At 70.7% G+C, this 23,200-nt stretch carries 14 protein-coding genes; 4 read left to right on the top strand and 10 right to left on the bottom strand.

Annotation, left to right across the window (positions count from 1 at the left end; all coding sequences use genetic code 11):
• Positions 1-32: 32 nt before the first annotated feature.
• The 7 genes from PH203_RS25560 to PH203_RS25530 all read right to left on the bottom strand — a co-directional run bounded on the left by PH203_RS25560 (position 33) and on the right by PH203_RS25530 (position 10,995).
• Positions 33-758, bottom strand: coding sequence for a hypothetical protein (locus tag PH203_RS25560; RefSeq protein ID WP_289922823.1), 726 nt, complete (start codon positions 756-758; stop codon positions 33-35).
• A gap of 38 nt (positions 759-796) precedes the next feature.
• Positions 797-2,974 (bottom strand): glycoside hydrolase N-terminal domain-containing protein, encoded by a 2,178-nt coding sequence (locus tag PH203_RS25555; RefSeq protein WP_289922822.1) that lies wholly within the window; start codon positions 2,972-2,974, stop codon positions 797-799.
• Positions 2,971-4,938, bottom strand: a complete 1,968-nt coding sequence (locus PH203_RS25550; RefSeq protein WP_289922821.1) for a beta-galactosidase — start codon at positions 4,936-4,938, stop codon at positions 2,971-2,973. The genes PH203_RS25555 and PH203_RS25550 overlap by 4 nt, the downstream gene beginning before the upstream one ends.
• Positions 4,938-7,139, bottom strand: a complete 2,202-nt coding sequence (locus tag PH203_RS25545) for a sialidase family protein (protein WP_289922820.1) — start codon at positions 7,137-7,139, stop codon at positions 4,938-4,940. The genes PH203_RS25550 and PH203_RS25545 overlap by 1 nt, the downstream gene beginning before the upstream one ends.
• 125 nt (positions 7,140-7,264) lie before the next feature.
• Positions 7,265-8,224 (bottom strand): carbohydrate ABC transporter permease, encoded by a 960-nt coding sequence (locus tag PH203_RS25540; RefSeq protein ID WP_289922819.1) that lies wholly within the window; start codon positions 8,222-8,224, stop codon positions 7,265-7,267.
• A complete protein-coding gene (locus PH203_RS25535; RefSeq protein ID WP_289922818.1) occupies positions 8,221-9,264 on the bottom strand; it encodes an ABC transporter permease subunit in 1,044 nt (347 codons plus the stop codon). Before PH203_RS25535 ends, PH203_RS25540 begins: the two co-directional genes overlap by 4 nt.
• A 27-nt stretch (positions 9,265-9,291) precedes the next feature.
• Positions 9,292-10,995, bottom strand: coding sequence for an extracellular solute-binding protein (locus tag PH203_RS25530; RefSeq protein ID WP_289922817.1), 1,704 nt, complete (start codon positions 10,993-10,995; stop codon positions 9,292-9,294).
• Positions 10,996-11,337: 342 nt separating this feature from the next.
• Here PH203_RS25530 and PH203_RS25525 point away from each other — a divergent pair, with 342 nt between their 5' ends.
• Positions 11,338-14,178, top strand: coding sequence for a glycoside hydrolase family 3 C-terminal domain-containing protein (locus tag PH203_RS25525; RefSeq protein WP_289922816.1), 2,841 nt, complete (start codon positions 11,338-11,340; stop codon positions 14,176-14,178).
• A gap of 134 nt (positions 14,179-14,312) precedes the next feature.
• Here the strand turns inward: PH203_RS25525 and PH203_RS25520 are convergent, their stop codons facing one another.
• Positions 14,313-15,758 (bottom strand): aldehyde dehydrogenase family protein, encoded by a 1,446-nt coding sequence (locus PH203_RS25520; RefSeq protein ID WP_289922815.1) that lies wholly within the window; start codon positions 15,756-15,758, stop codon positions 14,313-14,315.
• Between the two features lie 268 nt (positions 15,759-16,026).
• On the opposite strand from PH203_RS25520, the gene PH203_RS25515 reads away from it, so the two are divergent.
• Entirely contained in the window at positions 16,027-16,485 is a 459-nt protein-coding gene (locus PH203_RS25515; protein WP_289922814.1) for a hypothetical protein, read from the top strand.
• A gap of 91 nt (positions 16,486-16,576) precedes the next feature.
• Here PH203_RS25515 and PH203_RS25510 read toward each other — a convergent pair whose 3' ends face one another.
• Both PH203_RS25510 and gabT read right to left on the bottom strand, forming a co-directional pair.
• Positions 16,577-17,407 carry a phosphatase PAP2 family protein gene (locus tag PH203_RS25510; RefSeq protein WP_289922813.1) on the bottom strand — a complete coding sequence of 277 codons (831 nt, stop codon included), beginning with the start codon at positions 17,405-17,407 and terminating at the stop codon, positions 16,577-16,579.
• A 211-nt stretch (positions 17,408-17,618) separates the two neighbouring features.
• Complete coding sequence (gene gabT, locus PH203_RS25505) at positions 17,619-18,953, bottom strand: 4-aminobutyrate--2-oxoglutarate transaminase (RefSeq protein ID WP_289922812.1); 1,335 nt, start codon at positions 18,951-18,953, stop codon at positions 17,619-17,621.
• Between the two features lie 302 nt (positions 18,954-19,255).
• Between gabT and PH203_RS25500 the strand changes: the two genes are divergently transcribed.
• Together PH203_RS25500 and PH203_RS25495 are read left to right on the top strand one after the other, a co-directional pair.
• Positions 19,256-21,370 (top strand): ATP-binding protein, encoded by a 2,115-nt coding sequence (locus PH203_RS25500; RefSeq protein ID WP_289922811.1) that lies wholly within the window; start codon positions 19,256-19,258, stop codon positions 21,368-21,370.
• An 89-nt stretch (positions 21,371-21,459) separates the two neighbouring features.
• A complete protein-coding gene (locus PH203_RS25495) occupies positions 21,460-23,124 on the top strand; it encodes a PucR family transcriptional regulator (protein ID WP_289922810.1) in 1,665 nt (554 codons plus the stop codon).
• Positions 23,125-23,200 lie beyond the last annotated feature (76 nt).

Below are 23,200 nucleotides of genomic sequence, written 5' to 3'. Positions count from 1 at the left end.
TTCATCTAACCCCGCGACCCCACCCCGTTCGGTCAACTACTGCTGACGGTCAGGTTGTTTGTTCGGAAATCAAGGCCGCCGGACGACGACGTGATCTCGTAGCCGAACTGGACGTCCCCGATGGTCTCGCTGCTGGACATCCAGCCCTTGGTGCCCGATATCCAGGTGAGGATCGGCTTGATGTCCACGGTGCCGGAGGAGGAGTCCGAGGTGCGCAGGAAGGAGAACACCTCGTTGGCGCCGTTGCTGCCCTTGTAGACGTTCCAGGAGTGGCCGCCGAGGGTGACGGACCCCTGCGAGGTGCCGAGCGGACCGACGGCTCCGTTGTAGTTGACCCAGAGCATGATCTCGTAGTCGTAGTCGGTGTCCCAGATGTCGTACGACGTGTTGTACGCGCCGGAGGACGGGACGGTGACGTTGTAGCTGCTGGTGAGCGAGCCGAGGGAGGCGATGGTCTTGTTGACCACCTTCTTGGAGTTCGGGTAGGACTTGATGCCGCCGGTGTTGGGGTGGTTGGCCCAGACGCCCCAGTTGGTACCGGAGTTGGCCCAGATGCACTGGCTGCCGGCGCCGGAGCCCCAGATGTTGTTGTAGAGCGTGTAGCCGTTCAGGCTCGTGTTGGCCCACTGGTCGCAGGAGTTCCAGACGGCGGCCGAAGCGGGGGCGGATGCGAGGCCGACGGTGGCGCCGAGGGCCATCGCGGGCGCCAGTACGGCCATGGCGGCCTTGCGCAGCTTGTTGTTCGTACTCTTTTCCATGGTGTCCCTTCCATGGGTGGGGGGAAATGCGGGGGTGATTACCACGCCTCCAGACTCAGGACGTGGTCTTCTCCGGCGACGAGGTCGAGCGGCTCGCTGCCGGAGGAAGTCCTCAGTTCGACGCGGTGGGTGCGGGTGGGGCGCAGTACCGCGGTCGTTTGCTGCGGGGTCCAGGTGAGGTCGAGTTCGGCGCCGAAGCGGGTGCGGACGCCGAGGAGTTGGCCGCTCGGGTACCGGGTGGGCAGCGCGGGCAGCAGCACCAGCCGGTCGGGCGTCGACTGCACGAGCATCTCGACGAGGACGGCCGGGAGGGTGTGGGCGGCGTCGGCGTTGTAGGTGCGGCGGTTCGGGTAGTGGGCGCTCATCAGCGAGGCGTGGAAAAAGTCGCCCTTGAGGACCTGGCCCAGGGCGTGCGCGACCCGTTCGCCGTCCCGCAGGCGGGCCGCGATCAGGGCGTGGTGCAGGTGCCCGTGGGCCGAGTCGTTCTCCGCGCCGCGCAGTGCCAGGGCACGGTGGGCGGCTTCGGCGAGGTCGGGGGTGTCGTAGGGGTTGATCTCGTCGAGGGGCCAGACGCCGTAGAGGTGGCTGAGGTGGCGGTGGTCGTAGCTGTCCTCCAGGCCCGGCCAGGCCCATTCGGCGAGGGCGCCGTCGTCGTTGATCCGGTGCGGTGGGAGGCGGTCGGCGAGGGCGCGCAGGCGGTCCGCGTCCCCCGGGTGGTAGTCGGCGGCGGTGTGCAGGGCGTGCCGGGCGGCAGAGAGGTCCATCGCCGCGTTGATCGCGCCCCAACTGGCGTTCGCTGGGCGGTTCTCGGGCGAGTAGGAGGGGACGACGACGAGGTGCCCCTCGGCATCCGTCCGGGTGAGGAAGTCCTCGTAGAACAGGGCGAGTTCGGCGAGCGCGGCGGCGGTGCGCGGATCGCGGGTGCCGGTGGTCTCGTCGTGGTCGACGAGCGGCTTGAGCAGCCAGTCGGCGCCGGCCGTCCACAGGTGCAGCGGGTATTCGCGCTCGAAGTGGTACGTCAGCCCGGACTCGCCGTCGCTGTGCGGCGGGGCGGCGATCCCGCGGGCGCCGAAGATCGCGCGGGCGTTCTCCCGCCAGTCGGGCAGCTGCCCCTGGATCAGGGAGGCGAGCGCCTCGGTCACCTCGGGGAGGGCGGCGGACGCGGCGGAGGCGGTCTGGAGGTTGACGTTGGCGTCGTTGGTGAACGCGCCCGACCAGGCGGTGTTCCAGTCGCCGGTCCACAGGCCGGTGAGGCGGGGCGGGAAGAGGCCGCTCGCGGAGAGCAGGTGGTAGCGGCCGGCGGCGAAGAGGCGCTCCATGAGCGCGGGGCTGTCGGGGTGTTCGAGCAGCTCCGAGCCGGGGAGGGCGCGTTCGGCGGGGTCGGCGTCCAGGTCGAGGGTGACGCGCTCGTAGGCGGTGCGGTGGAGAGCGGTGTGCCTTTCGAGGAGGGCGGCGTAGTCCAGGGGGAGATCGCGCAGGGCACGGGCCTCCTCCATCACGTCCAGCTCGCCGGTGTGCCGGACCACGCGGGTCAGCAGCAGCACCGACTCCGCGCCGGTGATCCGCACACCGGGCGGTGTGAGGGTGGCGGTGCCGCCGGTGACCTGGACGAGGGTGACGCCGGTGTAGCCGCGGTCGCCGCCGGCGTAGCGGGCGCGCAGGGAGAGCAGGGCGCCGCCGGGAGTGAGGACGGCGCCCTCGCCGACGCCGAGGTCCTCGGGGACACCCGGCAGCCGGTGGTCCAGGGTGATGTCGACGTCGGCCGCGGTGACCCGCTGGACGATGACGTCGTCGGCGCGGGAGACGAAGACCTCGCTGTCCCAGCCCTCGTACGAGGTGCGGGTGACGCCGGTGGCGAAGTCGACGGACCGGTGGTAGCCGGGTGCCTCCCCGCTCGTAGTCCCGCGCAGCCGGATCTGGAAGGCCGGGTGGAAGGGCTGCACCCACTGCAGCTCTCGTCCGTCCGTGAAGCGCTCGGCGGCGTCGAGCTCTCCGGCGAGCAGCCGGTCCTGGAGGTCGGGGAGGCCGGCGGCCAGCTCCGGCGGGCGGGCGTGCTCGGACCCGTTGGGGCGGACCAGCGTGTGGTGCGTGACGACGACACGCTCGTCGTTCGGTTCACCGAACACAAGGGTGCCGTGGTGGCCGTTGCCGCTCAGGAAGCCGTCCTCCCAGCGGGCGGCCGGTCGGCGTTCCCAGGTGCCGTGCACAAGGCTCATGGCTTCAGCACCGCCACTCCGTAGCGGTCGAGAGTGAGGTCGTCCGTGACGTTCATGCCGGTCAGCAGATCACGAAAGGCGCCCGGAACTCGAACAGCGACCGACTGGCGGGCATGGTTGAGCACGAAGAGCAGCTCACCCCTCCGTACGGCCTCGACGCCCGCCGGAAGCCCCTCCAGCACCGGCCGCACCCCCGCCTCGGCCGCGAACTCGGCGAGCATCACGCGCAGTTGGTCCGCCTCGGGCAGGGTCGCGAGATAGCGGGCCCGCCCCTTGCGCAGCACGGCGGGCAGCCCGTCGAGGTCACCGCCCTTGAAGGCGGTCACCACGACCGCGTCCGCATCGGCCTCGATCTCCTCCGACCACAGGGTTCCGCGGAACCCGTCGCACTCGACGGCCTCCCCCGCGTCCAGCGGCCACCACTCGTGCAGGGTGCGGATGCCGAACAGCTCCCGCAGGCGTACGTCCATCCCGCCGGGCCTGACCCGGTCGTCCTGGTCGGCGACGCCGGTGAGGAAGCCGGAGACGAGGGTGCCGCCCCGGCGGACGTACCCGAGGAGGTTCTCGATCGCCGCGTCGGTGAGGGCGTACAGCTGCGGGACGACGACGAGCTTGTACCGGCTCAGATCATGGTCGGGGTGGGCGAAGTCCGTCACGAGACCCGCCTCCCACAGGGCCCGGTGCCAGGCGGTCAGGACCTGCGGATAGTCGACCTCGCCGGAGAGCCGCCCCTCGTGGGCACCGGCCCACCAGGAGTGCCAGTCGTGCAGGACGGCGATGTCGTGGGACGTGTGCCCGCCGACGACCTCCCCGCCGATCCGTCCGAGCTCCGCGCCGAGACGCTTGACCTCCTGATACGTCCGTCCCCGCTCCCCCGCGTGGCTGACCATCCCGGAGTGGAACTTCTCGGCGCCCTGCCGGGACTGCCGCCACTGGAAGTAGCAGACGGCGTCGGCGCCGCGGGCGACGGCCTGGAGGGACCAGAGCCGGTTGAGGCCGGCCGGCTTGGGATGGTTCACGCCCCGCCAGTTGACGGGCCCGGCCGCCTGTTCCATCAGCATCCAGGGGCCGCGGGCCTGGGAGCGGGTCAGGTCCTGGACGAGGGCGGCGTGCTGGGCGCCGAGCGGGTCCCTCGGGTCGGGATAGAGGTCGACGGAGACGACGTCCTCCTCCTCGGACCAGCGCCAGGCGTCCTGCCCCGTCCACAGCGGCATGAAGTTGGTGGTGACCGGGAGGTGCGGGGTGTGCCGCCGCACGATGTCCCGTTCGGCGAGGTAGCACTCCAGGAGCATGTCGGAGGTGAACCGTTTGAAGTCGAGCACCTGGGTGGGGTTCTTCAGGTAGTGGGCGTGGCGCGGGGTGTGGACCTCGGCCCAGTCGCCGTAGCCCTGGCTCCAGAAGGCGGTTCCCCAGGCGGAGTTGAGGGCGTCGAGGGTGCCGTACCGGCGCTGGAGCCAGGTCCTGAAGCGGGCGGCGGCCTCGTCGCCCCAGTCGAAGGTGCAGTACTCGTTGTTGATGTGCCACATGGTGAGGGCCGGGTGGCTGCCGTAGTGGGCGGCGAGGTCCTCGGTGATGGCGGCGGCGTGGCGCCGGTAGACGGCGCTGGAGTGCGAGAAGTGTTGTCGGCCGCCCCACCACTCGGTGCGGCCGTCCTGGTCTACGGGCAGGGTGTCGGGGTGCAGGTGGCCCATCCAGGGCGGCGGCGAGGCGGTCGGGGTGGCGAGGACGACCCCGATGCCGTGCTCGTGCATCAGGTCCATGACCTGGTCGAGCCAGCCGAAGTCCCGTTCCCCCGGCCGGGGTTCCAGCTTGGCCCAGGAGAAGACGCCGAGCGTGACGGAGTTGACGCCGGCGTCCTTCATCAGCCGGACGTCCTCCTGCCAGGTCTCCTCGGGCCACTGCTCGGGGTTGTAGTCACCGCCGAAGAGGATGCGGCCGCGGGTGACGTCACCGAGCCCCGGCATCACACCGGCTCCCCGTACTGGATGCCGCGCCCGTTGGTGGCGAGGTACACGCGCCCGTGGACCCGCGGGTCGCCGGCGATCGCCTCACCGGTCCAGCCCCACTGGTGCTGGTCGTCGTTGATCCGCACCCAGCTCTTCGCCTCGTCGTCGGAGCGGTACACGGCGGTGATCGTCTCGGTGGAGCCGACCATGTAGAGGGCCGGGTAGTCGGCGCCGTCGGCGGCCTTGCCGAAGCCGAGGGCGTACGAGGCCCGGGAGCTGGTCACCTTGGAGAAGCCGACGCCCCCGTCGGTGGACCGGTACAGCCCGTTCCCCTTCACACTCAGCCACAGGTCGCCGGAGCGTCCGGGCGCCGCGACGAGCTCGAACTGACCGTCTCCCGACGGCAGTCCAGCCGCACGCGCGGTGAAGGTGAGCGCATTGTCAGTGCTGGCCAGTAGCGTTCCTGTGTCGGTGTCGTATGCGTAGAAGAGCGTCGGGTCGGCCGGGTCGGCGACCGGCGTGGCGCCCTTCGGGAAGGAGGGGACCTCGGTCCAGGAGGCCCCGTTGTCGGTGGAGCGGTAGGCCGGGTATTTGGTGCCGTCCCAGTGCAGGAAGACCCACAGCAGGGCGGTGCCGTCGGCATTGACGGCGATCGGTCCCGGTGCGTCCTTGGCGAGGGCGGGCTGGGCCGCGAAGGGCGCCCAGGTCTGCCCGCCATCGTTCGAGTACGCCCCGTTGCCGTGGTCGCCCCACCCGGTGCGCACGACGTAGGCCGGCTTCGCCGCGGCCTGCGCGAGTCCCGTCGCCGTCCCGAAGACGGGGTTCGAGGCCATGCCGCGCGAGGGCGACGCGGTGAGCTTCTCGTGGTACATCACACCGATGTCCCCGCACCCGCTGAGCAGGTGCGCCTCCCCGACCGGGGGCGAGATCAGCAGCTTTGCGGCGGCCTCTTCGATCCCGCGGATCTGCGGGGCCCAGCTCTTCAGGTCCCGGGTGCCGTAGAGGGTGGCGCCGGTGCCGTAGACGACATGCCGGGAGTCGTACGGGTCGAGCGCGAGCGCTTGGATCCACCAGCCGAACTTGGCCGCGTCGCCGCCCCACTTGAGATAAGGAGTCTCGGACACATCAAGGACGGCGGAGTCCTTGAGGGAGGTCCAGGAGCGACCGCCGTCGGTGGACCGGAAGACGGTGTCGACGAGGGACCACCGGTTGTTGGTGGAGACGACGAGGGTGCCCGGCCGCCGGGCGTCGACGGCGACCCCGCCGTACCCGAAGGAGTCGGTGCCGCCGTCGGGGGTGGTCCCGCCCGGCTTCACCGGCGTGACCTCGCGCCACTTCCCGTTGGCGGTGCACAGCGCGTGCACACTGCCGTCGGACTGCCCGTTGGGCCCGGGGGCGTTGGCATACGTCAGATACAGGTCGCGGGTGTTCTTGTCGTACGCGGCCCGGATCGGCACCTTGGCGGCGGCACCGGAGGGCTGTCCCGGCACGGCCTCCCACGTGACCCCGTCCGCGGTCCGGTACAGGTTGGCGGCGGTGCCGTCGGAGTCGCCCCAGCCGGCGTAAAGGGTGCGCCCGGCGGCGACGAGGAGGGTGACGCCCTGCCCGGAGGCACTGGGCGCCCCCGGGAAGCCCGTGGCGGCGGCCCAAGTGGCCCCCCTGTCCGTGGACTTGAGAAGCCCGTCGTGTCTGGTCCCGAGCCAGAGGGTGTCGCTGACGCGCGGGTCGACGAGCAGCCGCTCGCCGGCTCCTCGCCCGTCCTCGTTGGCGCCGAGCTTCACGGTGAGGTCGGTACGGGCCCAGGTGGCACCCCGGTCGTCGGACCGGAGGACGGCTCCGTTGGAGGCCCAGGCCTGCGTGTAGGTGCCGAGGGCGAGGTAGAGCCGGTTCGGGTGCGCGGGGTCGACCGCTATCGCCTCGACACCGAGGAGGTTCCAGTCGTCCCATCCGAGGTGATCGATGAGCGGGGTCCAGCGGGCGGCGGAGTCGTCCCAGCGGTAGGCGCCACCGATATCGGTACGGGCGTAGGCGAGACCACGGACGGAGGGGTGGAAGAGAACGCCGGAGACGAAGCCGGTCCCGCCTTGGACGACGTTGCGCCAGCGGTAGGCGGGGGCGGCGGCATGCGCACGCCCTTGAAGAGAGGGGACACCAGTGAGCGCAACGGCCGCGGCAGTTCCGGCAAGAACGGCACGACGGCTCAGGCTGGACGCATGCATGACACACCTCGCTGTGTGAGAAACGGGAGGGGACGTACCTGAAGGGGCGCGGGGAACTGCGCGACCAGCCACGACGAACCCGCAGCCGCCAACCGGCCAAACGCACCCCACTCAGTAGGCGCGGCTCAACCCTTCACCGCACCGGTCAACATGCCCTTCTTGAAATGCCGCTGCACAAACGGCGAAAGCACCGCCACCGGCAGCAACGCCATCACCATGACCGCCATCTGAATGGCCAGCCCCGACAGCTGCCCGGTCCGGATCGCCTGGCTCAGACCGACCGGCGCCTCCTGCCGCTGCACCAGCTGGATCATGACGTTCTGCAACGGCATCATGTCCTGCTGGTTCAGGTACAGCGACGCGTTGAACCAGGCGCTCCAGTACCCGACGGCGTAGAACAGCGTGATCACCGCGAGGACCGCCCGCGACAGCGGCATGACGATCCGCAGCAGGATCCTGAGATCCCCGGCGCCGTCGATGCGCGCGCTGTCGATGAGTTCCTGCGAGATCCCCATGAAGAAGCCGCGCAGCACCAGGATGTTGAAGACGCTGATCGCGCTCGGGAGGATCAGCGCGAGATAGCTGTCGGTCAGGCCGAGGGACTGCACCAGCAGATAGGTGGGGATGAGGCCGGCGCTGAAGAACATGGTCGCGAGCAGCGTCATCAGGATCCATCGGTGGCCGAGGGTCCCGCTGCGGGACAGGCCGTAGGCGCACAGGACGGACACCGTCATCGAGAACAGCGTGCCGAACAGGGTGACGAAGATGCTGACCAGGGCGGCGCGGGTGACCTGGCCGCCGCTCAGCAGCTCCTGGTAGGCGATGAAGGTGATGCCCTTGGGCACCAGCACCAGGCCGCCCGCCTCGTCGATGGTCTTGCGGGAGGAGAGGCTGGTGACGACCACGATCCACAGCGGGAAGAGGACCGCCAGGCAGGCGAACGACAGGGCGATGCCCTTGGCCACGAGGCCGGCCTTGGAGGGCTCCTCCTCCCAGACGGGCCGGGGCGGGGCGGCCCAGCGGCGCGGTGTGCCGACCGGTTTGTCGGCCCGTTTGTCGGCCGGTTTGTCGATGACGGCGGTCACTTCTGGTACACCCCCTGCTCGCCCATGAGATGGGCCACCTTGTTCGCGGCGAGGACCAGCCCGATGCTGACCACGCCCTTGACCAGACCCGCGGCGGCCGCGTAGCCGAAGTCCTGGTTGCGGACGCCGTTCCACCACACAAAGGTGTCGAGGACCTCTCCGGCGCCCGGTCCGACGCCGTCGCGTTGCAGCAGGATCTGCTCGAAGCCGACGGTCAGGGCGTCGCCGACGCGCAGCACCAGCAGCAGGGCGATCACCGGCCGCAGGGCGGGCAGGGTGACGTGCCACATGCGGCGCCAGCGTCCGGCGCCGTCCATCGCGGAGGCCTCGTACAGGTCCGGGCTGACCGAGGCGAGTGCGGCGAGGAAGACGATGATCCCCCACCCGGCGTCCTTCCACACGCTCTGCGCGGTGAGCAGGAAGGGGAAGGTGTCCGGGTTGGTCATGATGTTCAGGCCGTCGTAGCCGTTCTGCCGCAGCAGCTGGGAGAGCATCCCCGCGCCGCCGAACATCTGCTGGAAGACGGCGATGACCAGCACCCAGGAGAAGAAGTGCGGCAGGTACAGGACGGCCTGCGCGACGGCCCGCACCCGGGGCCTGACCACGCTGTTGATGAGCAGCGCGAGCAGGATCGGGATCGGGAAGAACAGCACGAGCTGCACGAAGAACAACACGAGCGTGTTCTCGACGGCGTTCCAGAAGGCGGAGTCCTCGAAGATCCGCTGGAAGTTCTCCAGGCCCACGAAGGGGCTGTGCAGGATGGAGACGATGCCGTTGTCGCTGATGTACGGGTCGTAGTCCTGGAAGGCGACGACGTTGCCGAGGATGGGCAGGTAGTTGAAGACCAGGAGGAGCAGGACGGCCGGCAGCGTCATGAGGATCAGGACGCGGTCGCGCCGGAACCTGTGCCGCAGGCTCAGCTTGCCCGTGACGCGTTTCTCGCGTTTCTCCCGGGGGCCGGCGGCGTCGCCTGACGCCGCCGCGGTCTTCACCGGTGTGCCGGCCTCGGCGCTGCTCCGAGGCACCGTGCTGTGGGACACGGACGTTCTCCTTGCCTCAGAGTGTGGTCAGCCCGCCGCGGAACCGTTCTCGTCGAGCAGCTTCTTGTACCAGTCGCGCAGCTTGTCGCCGCCCTTGCTCTTCCAGTCGGAGACGGCCTGCTGCATGTCGCTGATCTTCTTGTGCCCGCGGATGATGTCGTCCTCGAGCTGCTCGAAGTCGTTGGCGAGGTTGGTGTAGCGGGAGGGCTCGGTGATCTGCAGGCCCCAGAACGAGGACTTGGTGGTGAAGGCGCCCATCCGCTGCTGCCACTCGACCGAGGCCCGGGTGTAGTCCGGGAGGTCGGGGTGGGCGATGGTCGCGGCGGGGCTCGCGACCATGACGTAGGCGTTGACGACCTCGTTGTTGCCCTTGTCGTTCTTGACGGGCACGCCGTCCTTGAGCGTGTAGTGCGTGCCCTCGACACCGTAGTTGGTCATCATCCACTCCTTGGTGCCGTACGGCGCCGCGGTGACGTTGGCGACCGCCAGGGCGTCGCGGATGACGGATTCGGAGGCCTTCTTGTTGACGAAGGCGAAGATGTTGGCCGGGTTCACGGCGTACAGCGTCGGGTTCCCGCCGTCGTGGCCCCAGATGTCCATGCCCCAGACCTTGACGTCGGGGTTCTGGGTCACGAACGAGGCCTGCCGCCCGTACCAGTTGGAGATGTCGTCGTTGTAGATCAGGAACTCGCCGGCGGCGAACATGGGGGCCGAGTCGCCGATCTGGCCCTTGCCCAGGTAGAAGTTGGGGTGGACGACCTTGGCGGCGAACAGCTTCCGCGTCCACTCGATGGCTTCCAGGTACTGCGGGGTCTCGATGCGGTTGATCAGCTTGCCGTCGACGAGGTTCCACCACAGCGGCTTCTCACCGCCCCCGAGCACCCCGAAGTTGCTGAACGCGGTCCACTTCATGTCGCCGCAGGCCCACCGCTTGGCCCGGGCGTTGGTGATGTCCTTGCACAGGGCCATGAAGTCGTCGGCGGACCGCGGGACTTCGTAGCCCTCCTTGTCGAAGATGTCCTGGCGGTAGAGCGGCACGATGTTGGCGACGGTTCCGGCGGGCATCGGCAGGCCCATCAGCTTGCCGCCGAAGATGGAGCGCTGCCAGGCGTCGCTGGGGATCGCCGCGAGGTTGGGGTACTCCTTGATCTTGTCCCCGGACAGGTACGGGGCGAGGTCGGCGAACTTGCTGATGATGGCGCTCGGTATCTTGCCCATCATGTTCCAGCCGGGGACGACCACGACGTCCGGGACGTCGCTGGAGGCGAGGACCGCGCCGAGTTTCTGGTCGTAGGTGTTCCCGTCCTGGTTGCGCCACTGGACGTCGACGCCGATCAGGTCGTTCATCGACGTGTAGTAGGCGTTGTTCCCCCTGGGCGGCGAGCCCCAGAACGGCGACATGACGGTGACCTTGCCGCCCTTGCCGAGCTTCTCGGGGACCGAGGTCTTGAGGCCGGCGACGTCGAGCTTGGACGTGAAGCCCATCGCCGAGCCGTTCTTGGACGGGATGTCCGGCTGCACCACGTTGCTGGCCGCGTACGCCGGGAGGATCTTCTTGGCGTTCTTGCCCGAGGTGGTGCCCTCACGCGAGCCACCCTCCGAACCGCCGCAGGCGGCGAGGAGCGGCATCCCCCCGGCCACCGCTGCGGTGGCGACCGCCGTGGAGGCGAGGAAGCTTCTCCGGCTGGTTCCGGAAGGACCTGGGGAGGGAGCGGTGGCGTTCGGCGTCATTGCGTCAACCCTTCATGGCGTACCAGGACACCCGGCGGTGGGCCGTCGGCTGCGGTGTCTTCAGTGGAACTGCCTGAGCCGAAGCGTTCCTTCGACTTCCACGGTCGCTGTGTAGTCGAATCAGTCGAACCAGTCGAAGCGCTTCGATGTGGCTGTGAGGTTAAGTGAACCCCAGGGGGCGCACAAGGGTCGCTTCCAAGATTCCTCGGAGCTTCTGGGATCGACCTTTTCTTAAGCACTGCTTGAAAAGGCGGCACCCGTCCCTTGACACTCACCCAGGTGTCGAACCAGCATCGAAGCGCTTCGAAAGTGCTCGGCAGCTCCACTCCAAGGGGACCCCACGTGACCGCACACACGCCGCCCACGCCGCCTTTCCGCGACCCGCAACTGCCGCTCGCGAAGCGCATCGACGATCTGTTGTCGCAGCTCGGTCTCGACGAGAAGATCGGATTTCTGCACCAGTTCGCCCCGGCCGTCGAACGCCTCGGCATCGCCGCCTTCCGCACCGGCCAGGAGGCCCTGCACGGCGTGGCCTGGATGGGCCCGGCGACGGTGTTCCCGCAGGCGGTGGGCCTGGGCGCGACCTGGAACACCGAGCTCGTACGACGGGTCGGCGACACGGTGTCCAAGGAGGTCCGCGCGATGCGCGCCCGCGACGACCGCGTGGGCCTGAACATCTGGTCCCCGACCGTGAACCTCCTGCGCCACCCGCTGTGGGGCCGCAACGAGGAGGGCTACTCGGAGGACCCGAAGCTCACCTCGGCGATCGCCACCGCCTACACCCGCGGACTGCGCGGCGAGCACCCCGCGTACTGGCGCACGGCCCCCGTCCTCAAACACTGGCTGGCCCACAACAACGAGACGGACCGGGCGACTTCGTCCAGCTCGGTGCGCCCGCGCGTCCTGCACGAGTACGACCTGCGCGCCTTCCGCGAGACCGTCGAGGCGGGTGCGGTGGCCGGTGTGATGCCCGCGTACAACCTGGTCAACGGCCGCCCGAACCACGTCAGTCCGTATCTGCGCGAGCACCTGCGCACCTGGACGGACGAGGAACTGCTGGTCTGCTCGGACGCGGGCGCGCCCTCCAACCTGGTCGACTCCGAGCACTACTTCGACACCCACGAGGAGGCCACCGCGGCCGCCCTGCTGGCCGGCGTCGACAGCTTCACCGACCACGGCACGGACAGCTCGAAGATGACCGACCGGATCAAGAAGGCGTACGAGCAGGGCCTGTTGACCGAGGCCGACATCGACACGGCGGTCCGCCGTCAGCTCTCGGTCCGGTTCCGCCTCGGCGAGTTCGACGGCTACGACGAGCCGGGCGCGTACGACACCCCCGAGCACCGGGCCCTCGCCCAGGAGGCCGCCGAGCAGTCGGTCGTGCTCCTGCGCAACGACGGTGTGCTGCCGCTCGCGCCCGGCACCCGCGTCGCCGTGGCCGGTCTGCTCGCCGACGAGTGCAAACTCGACTGGTACAGCGGCACGTTGATCCACCGCTCCACCCCGCTGGAGGGCGTGTACGAGCGGTTCGGCGCCGAGCACGTCACGTTCGCGGAGGGCGTGGACCGGGTCCTGCTGAAGGCCTCGGACGGCACGTTCCTCTCCGTACCGGAGGCGGCCGCCGACGACGAGGTGCGCGGCGCCGAGGGCGCCCTCGACCCGGCCCTGCTCGCCGGCCGCACCGACCTCCCGCCGCTCACCACCGCCGCGGTCGGCACCGAACTCGCCCTGGTCGACTGGGGGGAGGACGTGCTGACCCTGCGTGCGCCCGACGGGCGCTATCTCTCGGTCGCCGAGGACGGCCGCGTCCGCGCCTCCGCCGACCAGCCCGGCGGCTGGTTCGTCCAGGAGACGTTCCGGCTCGAACCCCATGAGAACGGACACCTCCTCCGGCACCTCGGCACGGGTCGCCACGTCTGTGTCGGCGCCGACGGAGTAAAGGTTGCCGATGAGAACGCGGAACTCGACGCGAAGCCCGAAATCTTCACACTGATCATCACCGAGCACGGCACGGACGCGGTGGCCAGGGTCGCGGCCGAGGCCGACGTCGTGCTGGTGGTCGCAGGCAACGACCCGCACCTGGGCGGCCGTGAGACCGAGGACCGCAGGACCCTCGCCCTCCCCGCCCACCAGGACCGCCTGCTGCGCGCGGCCCGCGCCGCCAACCCGAACACGGTGCTGGCTCTGGTCTCCGCCTACCCGTACGCGATCGAGCCGGGTCCGCTGCGGGCCGCGCTGTGGATGTCCCACGGCGGCCAGGCCACGGGCACCGCCCTGGCCCGGATCCTGGCCGGCGACGTCTCCCCCGCGGGCCGCCTCCCGCAGACCTGGTACGCGGACGACGCCGAGCTTCCCGACCTGCTCGACTACGACGTGATCGGCGGCCGACAGACGTACCTGTACTACGAGGGCGCCCCGCTGTTCCCGTTCGGCCACGGACTGTCGTACGCGTCGTTCGCGTACGCGGATCTGAACTCCCGTGTCGGGGAAGAGGCGTTGCATGTGTCCTTCACGGTCACGAACACCGGTGACGTGACCGCCGATGAGGTCGCCCAGCTCTACACGAGGGCCGTGGACCCGTCCGTGCCGCGCCCGCGTCGCGCCCTGGCCGCGCACCGCCGGGTGACGCTGACGCCCGGCGAGAAGGTGACCCTGGACTTCGAAGTCCCGCTGTCGGAGCTGGAGTTCTGGGACGTGGCGCACAGCCGCCTCCGCCTCGAACCGGGCCCGTACGACCTGCTGGTGGGGGCATCCAGCGAGGACATCCGGCTGCGGGCGACGGTCGTCCTGGACGGCGAGCCGGGCGGCCCGCGCCCGGTGGCCGAACGCGGCCTGGACGGGGCGGACTTCGACGAACAGAGCGGCGCCGAGATCGTCGACCGCACGAGGAAGACCGGCGACGCGGTGACGCCGGCACCGGGACGCACGGCCGAACTGCTCTACCGCGCCTGCGACTTCGGGCCGGGCGTCACGGAGGTGACGGTGGCCGTGGCGGGCGAGGGCACGGTGGAGGTGTCGCTGGACGGCACCGCGGCGACGGCCGCGCTCTCACCGACGAAGCCCACGTCAGGGCCGTACGACTACGTCACGCTCGCGGCACGCATGACGGCCTCCGGTGTGCACGACGTCCGCCTCAGGCTGCGCGGCCCGCTGCGGCTCGCGCACGTCGGCTTCTCCGGTTGAGGGTCCGGAGAAGACCGGCACACAGAAGGGGCCCGGCACCGGAAGGCATCGGTGCCGGGCCCCTTGCCTGGAGCTTATCTGAAAATGGTTCCCATTAGCTAGAGGGGTCCCTCAGTAAGTGCTTCCCGAGTCCCTCAGAGAGCGAGCCCGGTGAGAACCAGCACCCGCTCGTAGGTGTAGTCGTCCATCGCGAACTTCACGCCCTCGCGGCCCACCCCGGACTGCTTGGCGCCACCGTACGGCATCTGGTCGGCGCGGTAGGAGGGCACGTCGCCGATGACGACGCCGCCGACCTCGAGGGCCCGGTGGGCGCGGAAGGCGGCCTGGAGGTCGTGGGTGAACACGCCCGCCTGGAGGCCGTACTTGGAGTCGTTGACGGCCGCGAATGCCGCGTCCTCGCCGTCCACCTTCTGCACGGTGAGCACGGGCCCGAAGACCTCCTCGCAGGAGATCGTCGTGTCGGCCGGTACGTCGGTGAGGACGGTCGGCGCGTAGGAGGCACCGTCGCGGGAGCCACCCGCGAGGAGGCCCGCACCGGCCTCGACCGCTTCCTTGACCCACGCCTCGACGCGCTTGGCGGCGTCCTCGCTGACCAGCGGGCCGACGTCGGTCTTGTCGTCGGACGGGTCACCCGTGACCTGCGCCTCGACGGCGGCGACGATGCGCGGCAGCAGCCGGTCGTACACGGACGCGTCGGCGATGACGCGCTGCACGGAGATGCAGGACTGGCCGCCCTGGTAGTTGGAGAAGGTCGCGATCCGGGTCGCGGCCCAGTCCAGGTCGGCGTCGGAGGCGTAGTCGCCGAGCACGACGGCCGCGCCGTTGCCGCCCAGCTCCAGGGTGCAGTGCTTGCGCGGCACCGAGTCCATGATCGCGTAGCCGACCTTCTCGGACCCGGTGAAGGAGATGACGGGCAGACGCTCGTCCTGGACCAGGGCGGGCATCCGGTCGTTCGGGACGGGCAGGATGCTCCAGGACCCGGCCGGGAGGTCGGTCTCGGCGAGCAGCTCACCGATGACGAGCCCGGAGAGCGGGGTCGCCGGCGCGGGCTTGAGGATGATGGGCGCCCCGGCCGCGATCGCGGGGGCGATCTTGTGGGCGCACAGGTTGAGCGGGAAGTTGAAGGGCGCGATGCCGAGCACGACGCCCTTCGGGAAGCGGCGGGTGAGGGCGAGACGGCCCTGACCACCGAGGTCGGTGTCGAGGCGCTGCGCCTCGCCGCCGTTGAACCGGCGGGCCTCCTCGGCCGCGAACCGGAACACGGACACGGCCCGGCCGACCTCACCGCGGGCCCACTTGATCGGCTTGCCGTTCTCCGCGGAGATCAGCTGCGCGATCTCCTCGGTGCGCTCCACGAGACGGCGGCTCACATGGTCGAGGGCGGCGGCCCGCACATGGGCGGGCGTGGCGGCGAACTCGTCCCGCACGGCGTACGCGGCGGCGACGGCCTCCTCGGTCTGCGCGTCGCTGGGCACGCTGACCTTGCCGACGATCCGTCCGTCCCACGGCGAGACGACATCGAAGCTGTCCTCGCCGGTGACCTGGCGGCCGGCGAGCCAGAAGGCGTGGGTGGAAGTCATATGCGGGTCCCGGCCCTTCCGCGTTGGGGGTGTGCGTTGGCTTTCGGGGTCCACGGTAGGGGTGGGGAGGCGGAGGGTCGTTTGTCCGACGTGTAGTGGCCGGCGCAGGAGACGCTCCAGATTGGTGCGCTGCATCCCAGCGACCGCGCCCAAGTGATCCAGCTCACTCCAAAAGGTCGCCAGAACCCGCGTAATGCCCGCCCCGGACCTCCCTCTCCCTCGTGACGCGATCCGCGTACGCGTACACGAAGGAAAGGGAGGTCTTCTCATGACTGGGGCGAAGACGGCGGTCGAGTGGTTGGCATCCGTGGCTCCGGAGCCCGAGGCCTGCCGGTGGGAGTGGGAGCGCAATCCGCTCGGGGTGGCGCTGCTGCCCGCCGGCAAGGCCTGGGACGTGCTCATTCTGCCGGGGGAGCTCGGGTATCCGACCCTTGATGTGCTCACCCGGATCATCGATCAACCGGGGCCGGTGCTGGTGGACTTCGGGGATGCCCGGATGGGCTTCTTCGTGCCGCCGGGGACGGCCGCGCGCTGGGTCGGTACGGGGATCCGGACGGCCGGGGCCGGGACCTGGATCGTCGTGCCGTATCCGGGGCGGTCCACCGGGGGCGTGCGATGGCTGGTGCCGCCGGACGGGTCCGGCACCCTCACCGACCCGGCGCTGCTCGAACTGGCGATGCATGAGGCGGCGGCGGGACTGGCGACGGAGGAGGGCGACCAGGGGTAGCACCACGCGCGGACGATCACCGCATCCGGCGACTCGTCGGCCGCCCGTGCGGCCGACGCCGACGGCGTCACCCGAGCAGTGAGGACAGCGGTCACTGCTGCTTTGCCGGCCGGCCGGGCGTCCCCCGCCCGATGACCAGCCACAGCGACGACAGCAGCACCACACACAGACACCAACTGGCCACGACATCCAGTGGCCAGTGGTAGCCGCGTCGCATCAGCCCGAAGGAGACGCCCAGGACGAGCAGCGCGCAGGTCAGGAGGAGCGCTCTACGGACGGCCCGGGAGACGTACGGGACGAGGAGCATGGTCGCGGAGCCGTAGGCGACGGCTGCCGTGGCGGTGTGGCCGGAAGGGAAGTAGCCCACGCCGGGTGGCATGACGGAGGTGCCGTGGCGGGCGGTCAGTACCTTGATCGGGATGATCACGACCGGGACCAGCGCCATCAGGACGGTCGCCACGAGGGGCGGCAGCCACCAGCGGTCTGTACCAGCACGGCGGGCGCGCAGGGCCGCGTATACCAGCACCACCGCGAGGACCGGGACCGCGACCTGGACGTTGCCGAGGTCGGCGAGGAGTTCCGAGGCGCGGTCGGGGTGGACCAGGGCGCGGCTGACGCGCTCGTCCAGGCGCAGCAGAGGGCCGTCCTCGACGACCTGCCAGGTGATCAGCGCGAAGAGGACGGCCGGAAGAGCCAGAAGTAGAGCGACAAGAAGGAAGAGTGCCGAGAAGGAGGTCGGCCGCCCCGGAACAGGGGGGGTGGTTCCGGGGCGGCCGTCCGGATCGGATCGTCGCGCGCCCCGGGGGGTTTGGGGCGCGTGACCGTCCGATCGGTGAGGAGATCCGGAGCCGGAGGCTCCGTTTGTGTGCGCGAGGGCACGACCAGGTCGAAGCTGGGGAGGCCCCGGCCTGAAGTCGCCCACAGTCCCCTGTGGGCGGGGTGTATCTCTCATCTGCTCTAGAACCTACGACAGGCGATGGGTGTACGACAGCCGGATTGGCTTCCTTGACGCTACCTCGCACACGTTCTTCACACGCTCTGACGGCCGCCGCCCCAGACCCGGAATCCGCCGTGGATCCGGGCCTGGGGCGGCTGTGACGGGAGTGACGAGAACCCGTGTTTCCCCTGTGGCGTCAGATGCGCGCGAAGGCCTGCTCGATGATGTCGAGGCCCTCGCCCAGGAGGTCGTCGCCGATGACCAGCGGCGGCAGGAAGCGCAGCACATTGCCGTACGTGCCACAGGTCAGGACCAGCAGGCCCTCCTGGTGGCAGGCCTTGGCGAGGGCGGCGGTCGCCTCCGCGTTCGGCTCCTTGGTGGCGCGGTCCTTGACCAGCTCGATGGCGATCATCGCGCCACGTCCACGGACGTCGCCGATGATGTCGAACTTCTCGGCCATGGCCCCGAGGCGGGCCTTCATGATCGCCTCGATGTTCTTCGCCCTGGCGTTGAGGTCCAGCTCCTTCATCGTCTCGATGGAGCCGAGCGCACCGGCGCAGGCGACGGGGTTGCCGCCGTACGTGCCGCCCAGGCCACCGGCGTGCGCGGCGTCCATGATCTCGGCGCGGCCGGTGACGGCGGCGAGCGGCAGACCACCCGCGATGCCCTTGGCGGTGGTGATCAGGTCCGGGACGATGCCCTCGTCCTCGCACGCGAACCACTGACCCGTTCGGCAGAAGCCGGACTGGATCTCGTCGGCGACGAAGACGATGCCGTTGTCGGCGGCGAACTGGCGGATCGCCGGCAGGAAGCCCTTGGCCGGCTCGATGAAGCCGCCCTCGCCCAGCACCGGCTCGATGATGATCGCGGCGACGTTGTCCGGGCCGACCTGCTTGGTGATCTGGTCGATGGCCTGCGCGGCGGCCTCGGGACCGGCGTTCTCCGGGCCGGTGGGCCAGCGGTAGCCGTACGCGACGGGGACGCGGTAGACCTCGGGCGCGAAGGGACCGAAGCCGTGCTTGTACGGCATGTTCTTCGCGGTCAGCGCCATGGTGAGGTTCGTACGCCCGTGGTAGCCGTGGTCGAAGACGACGACGGCCTGCCGCTTGGTGTACGCGCGCGCGATCTTGACGGCGTTCTCGACGGCCTCGGCACCGCTGTTGAACAGCGCGGACTTCTTGGCGTGGTCACCGGGGGTCAGCTCGGCGAGGGCCTCGGCGACCTCGACGTACCCCTCGTACGGCGTGACCATGAAACAGGTGTGCGTGAAGTCGGCGAGCTGGGCGGAGGCCCGGCGTACGACGGCCTCGGCGGAGGCGCCGACGGACGTCACCGCGATGCCGGAACCGAAGTCGATCAGACGGTTGCCGTCGACGTCCTCGATGATGCCGCCGCCCGCCCGCGCGGTGAACACGGGCAGCACCGAGCCCACGCCCTGCGCGACCGCGTTGACGCGGCGGGCCTGCAGCTCCTGCGACTTCGGGCCGGGGATGGCGGTGACGATCCGGCGCTCCTGCGGAAGTGCGCTCATGAGGGGCTCCTGGGGGTGTTGCGGACGGGTCTTTGCGGACGGGTCTTTGCGGACGCTTCTCTTCTTTTCTCGCAGGCTAGGGCGGGGGAAGGGGGGTGGGCATGCTCCATGTGGGCGTTGTCAGGAGACCGGGTTGTCCGTGGTGGACATAGCGGCGACGCGGACGGGTCACCCGGAGGCGGGATACGGACGGGGCACGTCCGGTCCGTGGACGTCGGCCGCGTAAGCGGTGAACTCCCCTTGCGGGGGCGTTAGATTGACGGCTGATGGTGGACGGAACGGCTGGTCAGGGAGCGAAGGCGATGGACAGCGACGGGACGCGGGACACGCGGGGTACGCATGCGAATCCTGTGCCTCGTCCGGCAGGACCGCCGGACGCGTCCGCGGTGCCGCCGATGCCTGCGGCGCCGCCACGGCCGGACGGGGCGCCCTTCCTGACGTGGCTGCGGACGCCCAGGCCTCAGGCGGCACCCGGCGTGTGGCGGTTCGGGCACAGGCCGAGGCCGGAGGAGGAGCCCGAGCAGATCCCGACCCGGCAGCTGCTCAGCGGGGCGCTGATCGCGTTCCTGGTGGGCTGGCTGATCTGGTCCCTGCTGTGGAACGGGTACCTCGGCGGCTGGTGGGTGCTCCCGCTGGAGCTCTTCACCCCGGACTCCTGGCTGCACAACGACGACCGCATCGGCAACGCCGTCCTCTGGTACGGCTACTACACGCTGATCGCGCTCGTGATCATGCTGGTCGTCGGCCGTCTCGGCCGGTGGCGCGATGTCTGGCAGCGCTTCGGCCCGCCCGCGTGGCGGCAGTCCGCCCCGTCGGCCGAACGCCCCCCGACGCCCGACCAGGACCCCGTCGAATGGCCCCAGCTCCGCCAGGCCGGTGCGCACGACGCCGCCGAGCGGCTCGCCGCCGAGGCGCGGGCCGGGCTGATGCGGGACGTCGACCATGCACGGATCACCCGGGCGTGGCAGGGCGTCAGGAGCGGCCGGCACAGCATGGCGACGTTCACCGGAGCCGTGCTCAGCGAGGGGGCCGCCGCCTGTATGCACCCCTCCGGAGACCGTGACCTGCCGACCCGGCTGGCCCGGCACGACCTCGTCACCGGCCAGGTACGGCTCGGCACGACCGCCGACGACCAGCGCAATCCGTACGCCTACCGCGGCACCGGCCTCGCCCTCGGCCCCGAACTGCTCGGCACCTCCCTGCTCGCCGTCGGACCGGCCGGCTCCGGCAAGACCGGCACCGTGGTGCTGCCGCTCGCCGAGTCGCTGTGTCTGCAGGCGCTCGCCGGGCGCGCCGCCGTGGTCGTGGTCGGCGCGGCGGGCGCGGGGCTCGGACCGGCCGACGCCTACGACGTCGTCGTACGGATCGGACATCCTGAATCCGTGTACGACCTCGACCTGTACGGCGGTACGACCGATCCGGACGAGGCGGCCGCGGTGCTCGCGGAGGCGTTGGCCGGGGATCTCGCCGATCCGCATCCCGGCAGCGACAGCCGGCGGTCCACGACCGTGCTCGCGCAGTTGCTGGGGCCGTTCCGGGCGGTGCACGGGAGGTTCCCGTCCGTGCCGGAGCTGCGGCAGCTGCTGGACGGTTCACCCGGGCCTCTGGGCGAGCTGCGCGGCGCGTTGGAGGGGGCCGGGCAGGACTCGCTGTTGCGCGAACTCGACGCCCGGGAGCGGCAGATGGGGCATCCGGGGGATGTGGGGGGTGTGCTCGCGGACCGTGTCGCGCTGCTCGACCGGCCCGCGTTCGCCGGGTTCTTCGACACGTCGGGGCAGACGCGGCCGTTCTCGCTGAAGGCCCTCGACCATCCGGTGCGGGTGCGGATCGATCTGCCCGCACGGGGGCACGCGGACGCCTCGCGGATACTGGCGCGGCTGGTGCTCGCGCAGTTCACGGCGAGTGTGGCGGTGCGGGAGGACCGGTCGCTGTTCGCCTGTCTGATCCTCGACGACGCGACCGGTGTGGTGACGCCGGAGGCCGTCCGTGGGGTGCAGCGGCTGCGGTCCGGGAACGCCGGGGCCGTGCTGACGCTGCGGTCGCTGGACGACGTACCGAGGCCGCTGCGTGGGCCGCTGCTCGGGGCCGCCGGGTGCCGGATGGCGCTCGCGGGGGTCACACCGTGGGACGGGCAGGACTTCGCCGAGGTGTGGGGCAAGGAGTGGACCGAGGCGCGGGATGTCACCGACCGGCAGATCATCGCCGAGACACCGGCCGGGAAGGCGGTCCACATGGTGCGGCGGGTGATCACCGGCAAGGCGCCGACCGCGCGGGCCGTGACCGTACGACAGGTCGAGCGGGAGCGGTGGTCCGCGTCCGAGCTGGCGCACGGGGTGCCGCCCGGGCATGCCGTGTTGTCGCTGACCAGTGTGAAGGGGGAGCACGCGCCGCCGTTGCTGGTGGATCTGAGGAGCTGAGGCAGACCGTACGGTGAGGCAGAATCGTCCTAGGCCGTTCATACACCGCGGCTAAATGATCACGCCGGTCACACGTCCCTGAAGGCCTCATGCCACCCACGCTCGCCTCGCTCGTCCATCACTCCGCGCTCAAGCTGACCGTGCGGGCGGGCGAGGACCGGCTCGACGTCCCCGTGCGCTGGGCGCATGTCAGTGAGCTCGCCGATCCCGTGCCGTACATGGAGGGCGGGGAGCTGCTGCTGATCACCGCGCTGAAGCTGGACGCGGAGAATCCCGAGGCGATGCGGCGGTATGTGAAACGGCTGGTCGGGGCGGGGGTGGTCGGGCTCGGGTTCGCCGTCGGGGTGAATTACGAGGACATTCCCGAGGCGCTCGTCGAGGCGGCCGCGCACGAGGGGCTGCCGCTGCTCGAAGTGCCCCGGCGCACCCCCTTCCTCGCCATCAGCAAGGCCGTCTCCGCCGCCATCGCCGCCGACCAGTACCGGGCGGTGACCGCCGGGTTCGCGGCACAGCGGGAGCTGACCAAGCAGGCGCTGACGGACGGGCCCGAGGGGCTGCTGTCCGCGCTCGCCTCGCAGGTGGACGGGTGGGCGGCGCTGTACGACGCCTCGGGTGCCGTCGTCGCCACCGCGCCGGAGTGGGCAGGGAGGCGGGCGGCCCGGCTCACGGCGGACGTGGAGCGGCTGCGGGAGCGGCCCGCGCCGGCGTCGTCCGTGGTGGGCGGGCCCGAGAACGAGGACCGGGTCGAACTGCACTCCCTGGGGACCGGACGGCGGCCGCGGGCCGCGCTCGCGGTCGGCACGGCGGCGGCGCTGGGCACGGCCGAGCGGTACGCCGTCCATTCGGCGATCGCGCTGCTGACGCTCACCACCGAGCGCTCGCGTTCACTGCACGCCGCCGAGCAGCGGCTCGGGGCGGCGGTGCTGCGGATGCTGCTGGCGGGTGAGCCCGACCATGCGCGGGCCGTGGCGGGGGATCTGTACGGGTCGTTGCTGGACGCGCCGTTCCGGATAATCGTTGCGGAGTCGGTGTCGGTGTCGGCAGTGCGGGTGCCGGGAGAGGGCGATTCGGCGCGGGCCCCGGTTGCCAAGCCGTCCGCCGCCGCGCTGGTCGCCGCCGAGGCGGAGGGTGATGCGCTGGGCGCGCTCGCCGAGGTCATGGAGTCGGCCGCTGCTCGGGCCGGGGAGGCGGTGCTGGTCGTGCCCGAGGGGGAACGGCTGGTGGTGCTGGCCGCGGACGGGGGTGCGGCGGTCGGGGCGTGCGGGGAGTACGCGGGGGTGCTGGAGGCGGCGCGGGCCGTGGCGGAGCAGGGGGCCGCCGCCGGTGAGGACGAGCTGGTCGTGGGGGTGTCGGCGCCGACGGGACCGATCGCCGCGGCGGCCGCGTACAAGCACGCCGAGCAGGCGCTGTCCGTCGCGCGGCGGCGCGGGCGGGTGTATGTGGAGCACGAGCAGCTGGCGGCGGGATCGGTGGTGCCGCTGCTCGCCGATGACGCGGTGAAGGCGTTCGCGGACGGGTTGCTGCGGCCGCTGTACGAGCACGACGCGACCGGGCGCGGCGATCTGGTGGCCTCGCTGCGGGCGTGGCTGTCGCGGCACGGGCAGTGGGACGCGGCGGCCGCGGATCTGGGGGTGCACCGGCACACGCTGCGGTATCGGATGCGGCGGGTGGAGGAGATCCTGGGGCGGTCGCTGGATGATCCGGATGTGCGGATGGAGTTGTGGCTGGCGCTGAAGGCTGCGGCGGCGGAGTAGGACGGCCTCGTCGCACGGGCTCGGACCCAGCGGTCAAGCGGCCTTCCCACGGAACGGAAACGGGGCAGCCGAAGCA

The sequence above is a fragment of the Streptomyces sp. S.PB5 genome (genome assembly GCF_030403745.1).
Taxonomy (GTDB): Bacteria; Actinomycetota; Actinomycetes; order Streptomycetales; family Streptomycetaceae; genus Streptomyces.
Note: the sequence above shows the minus strand (reverse complement) of the source record. Positions and strands in the feature narration are given on the sequence as shown.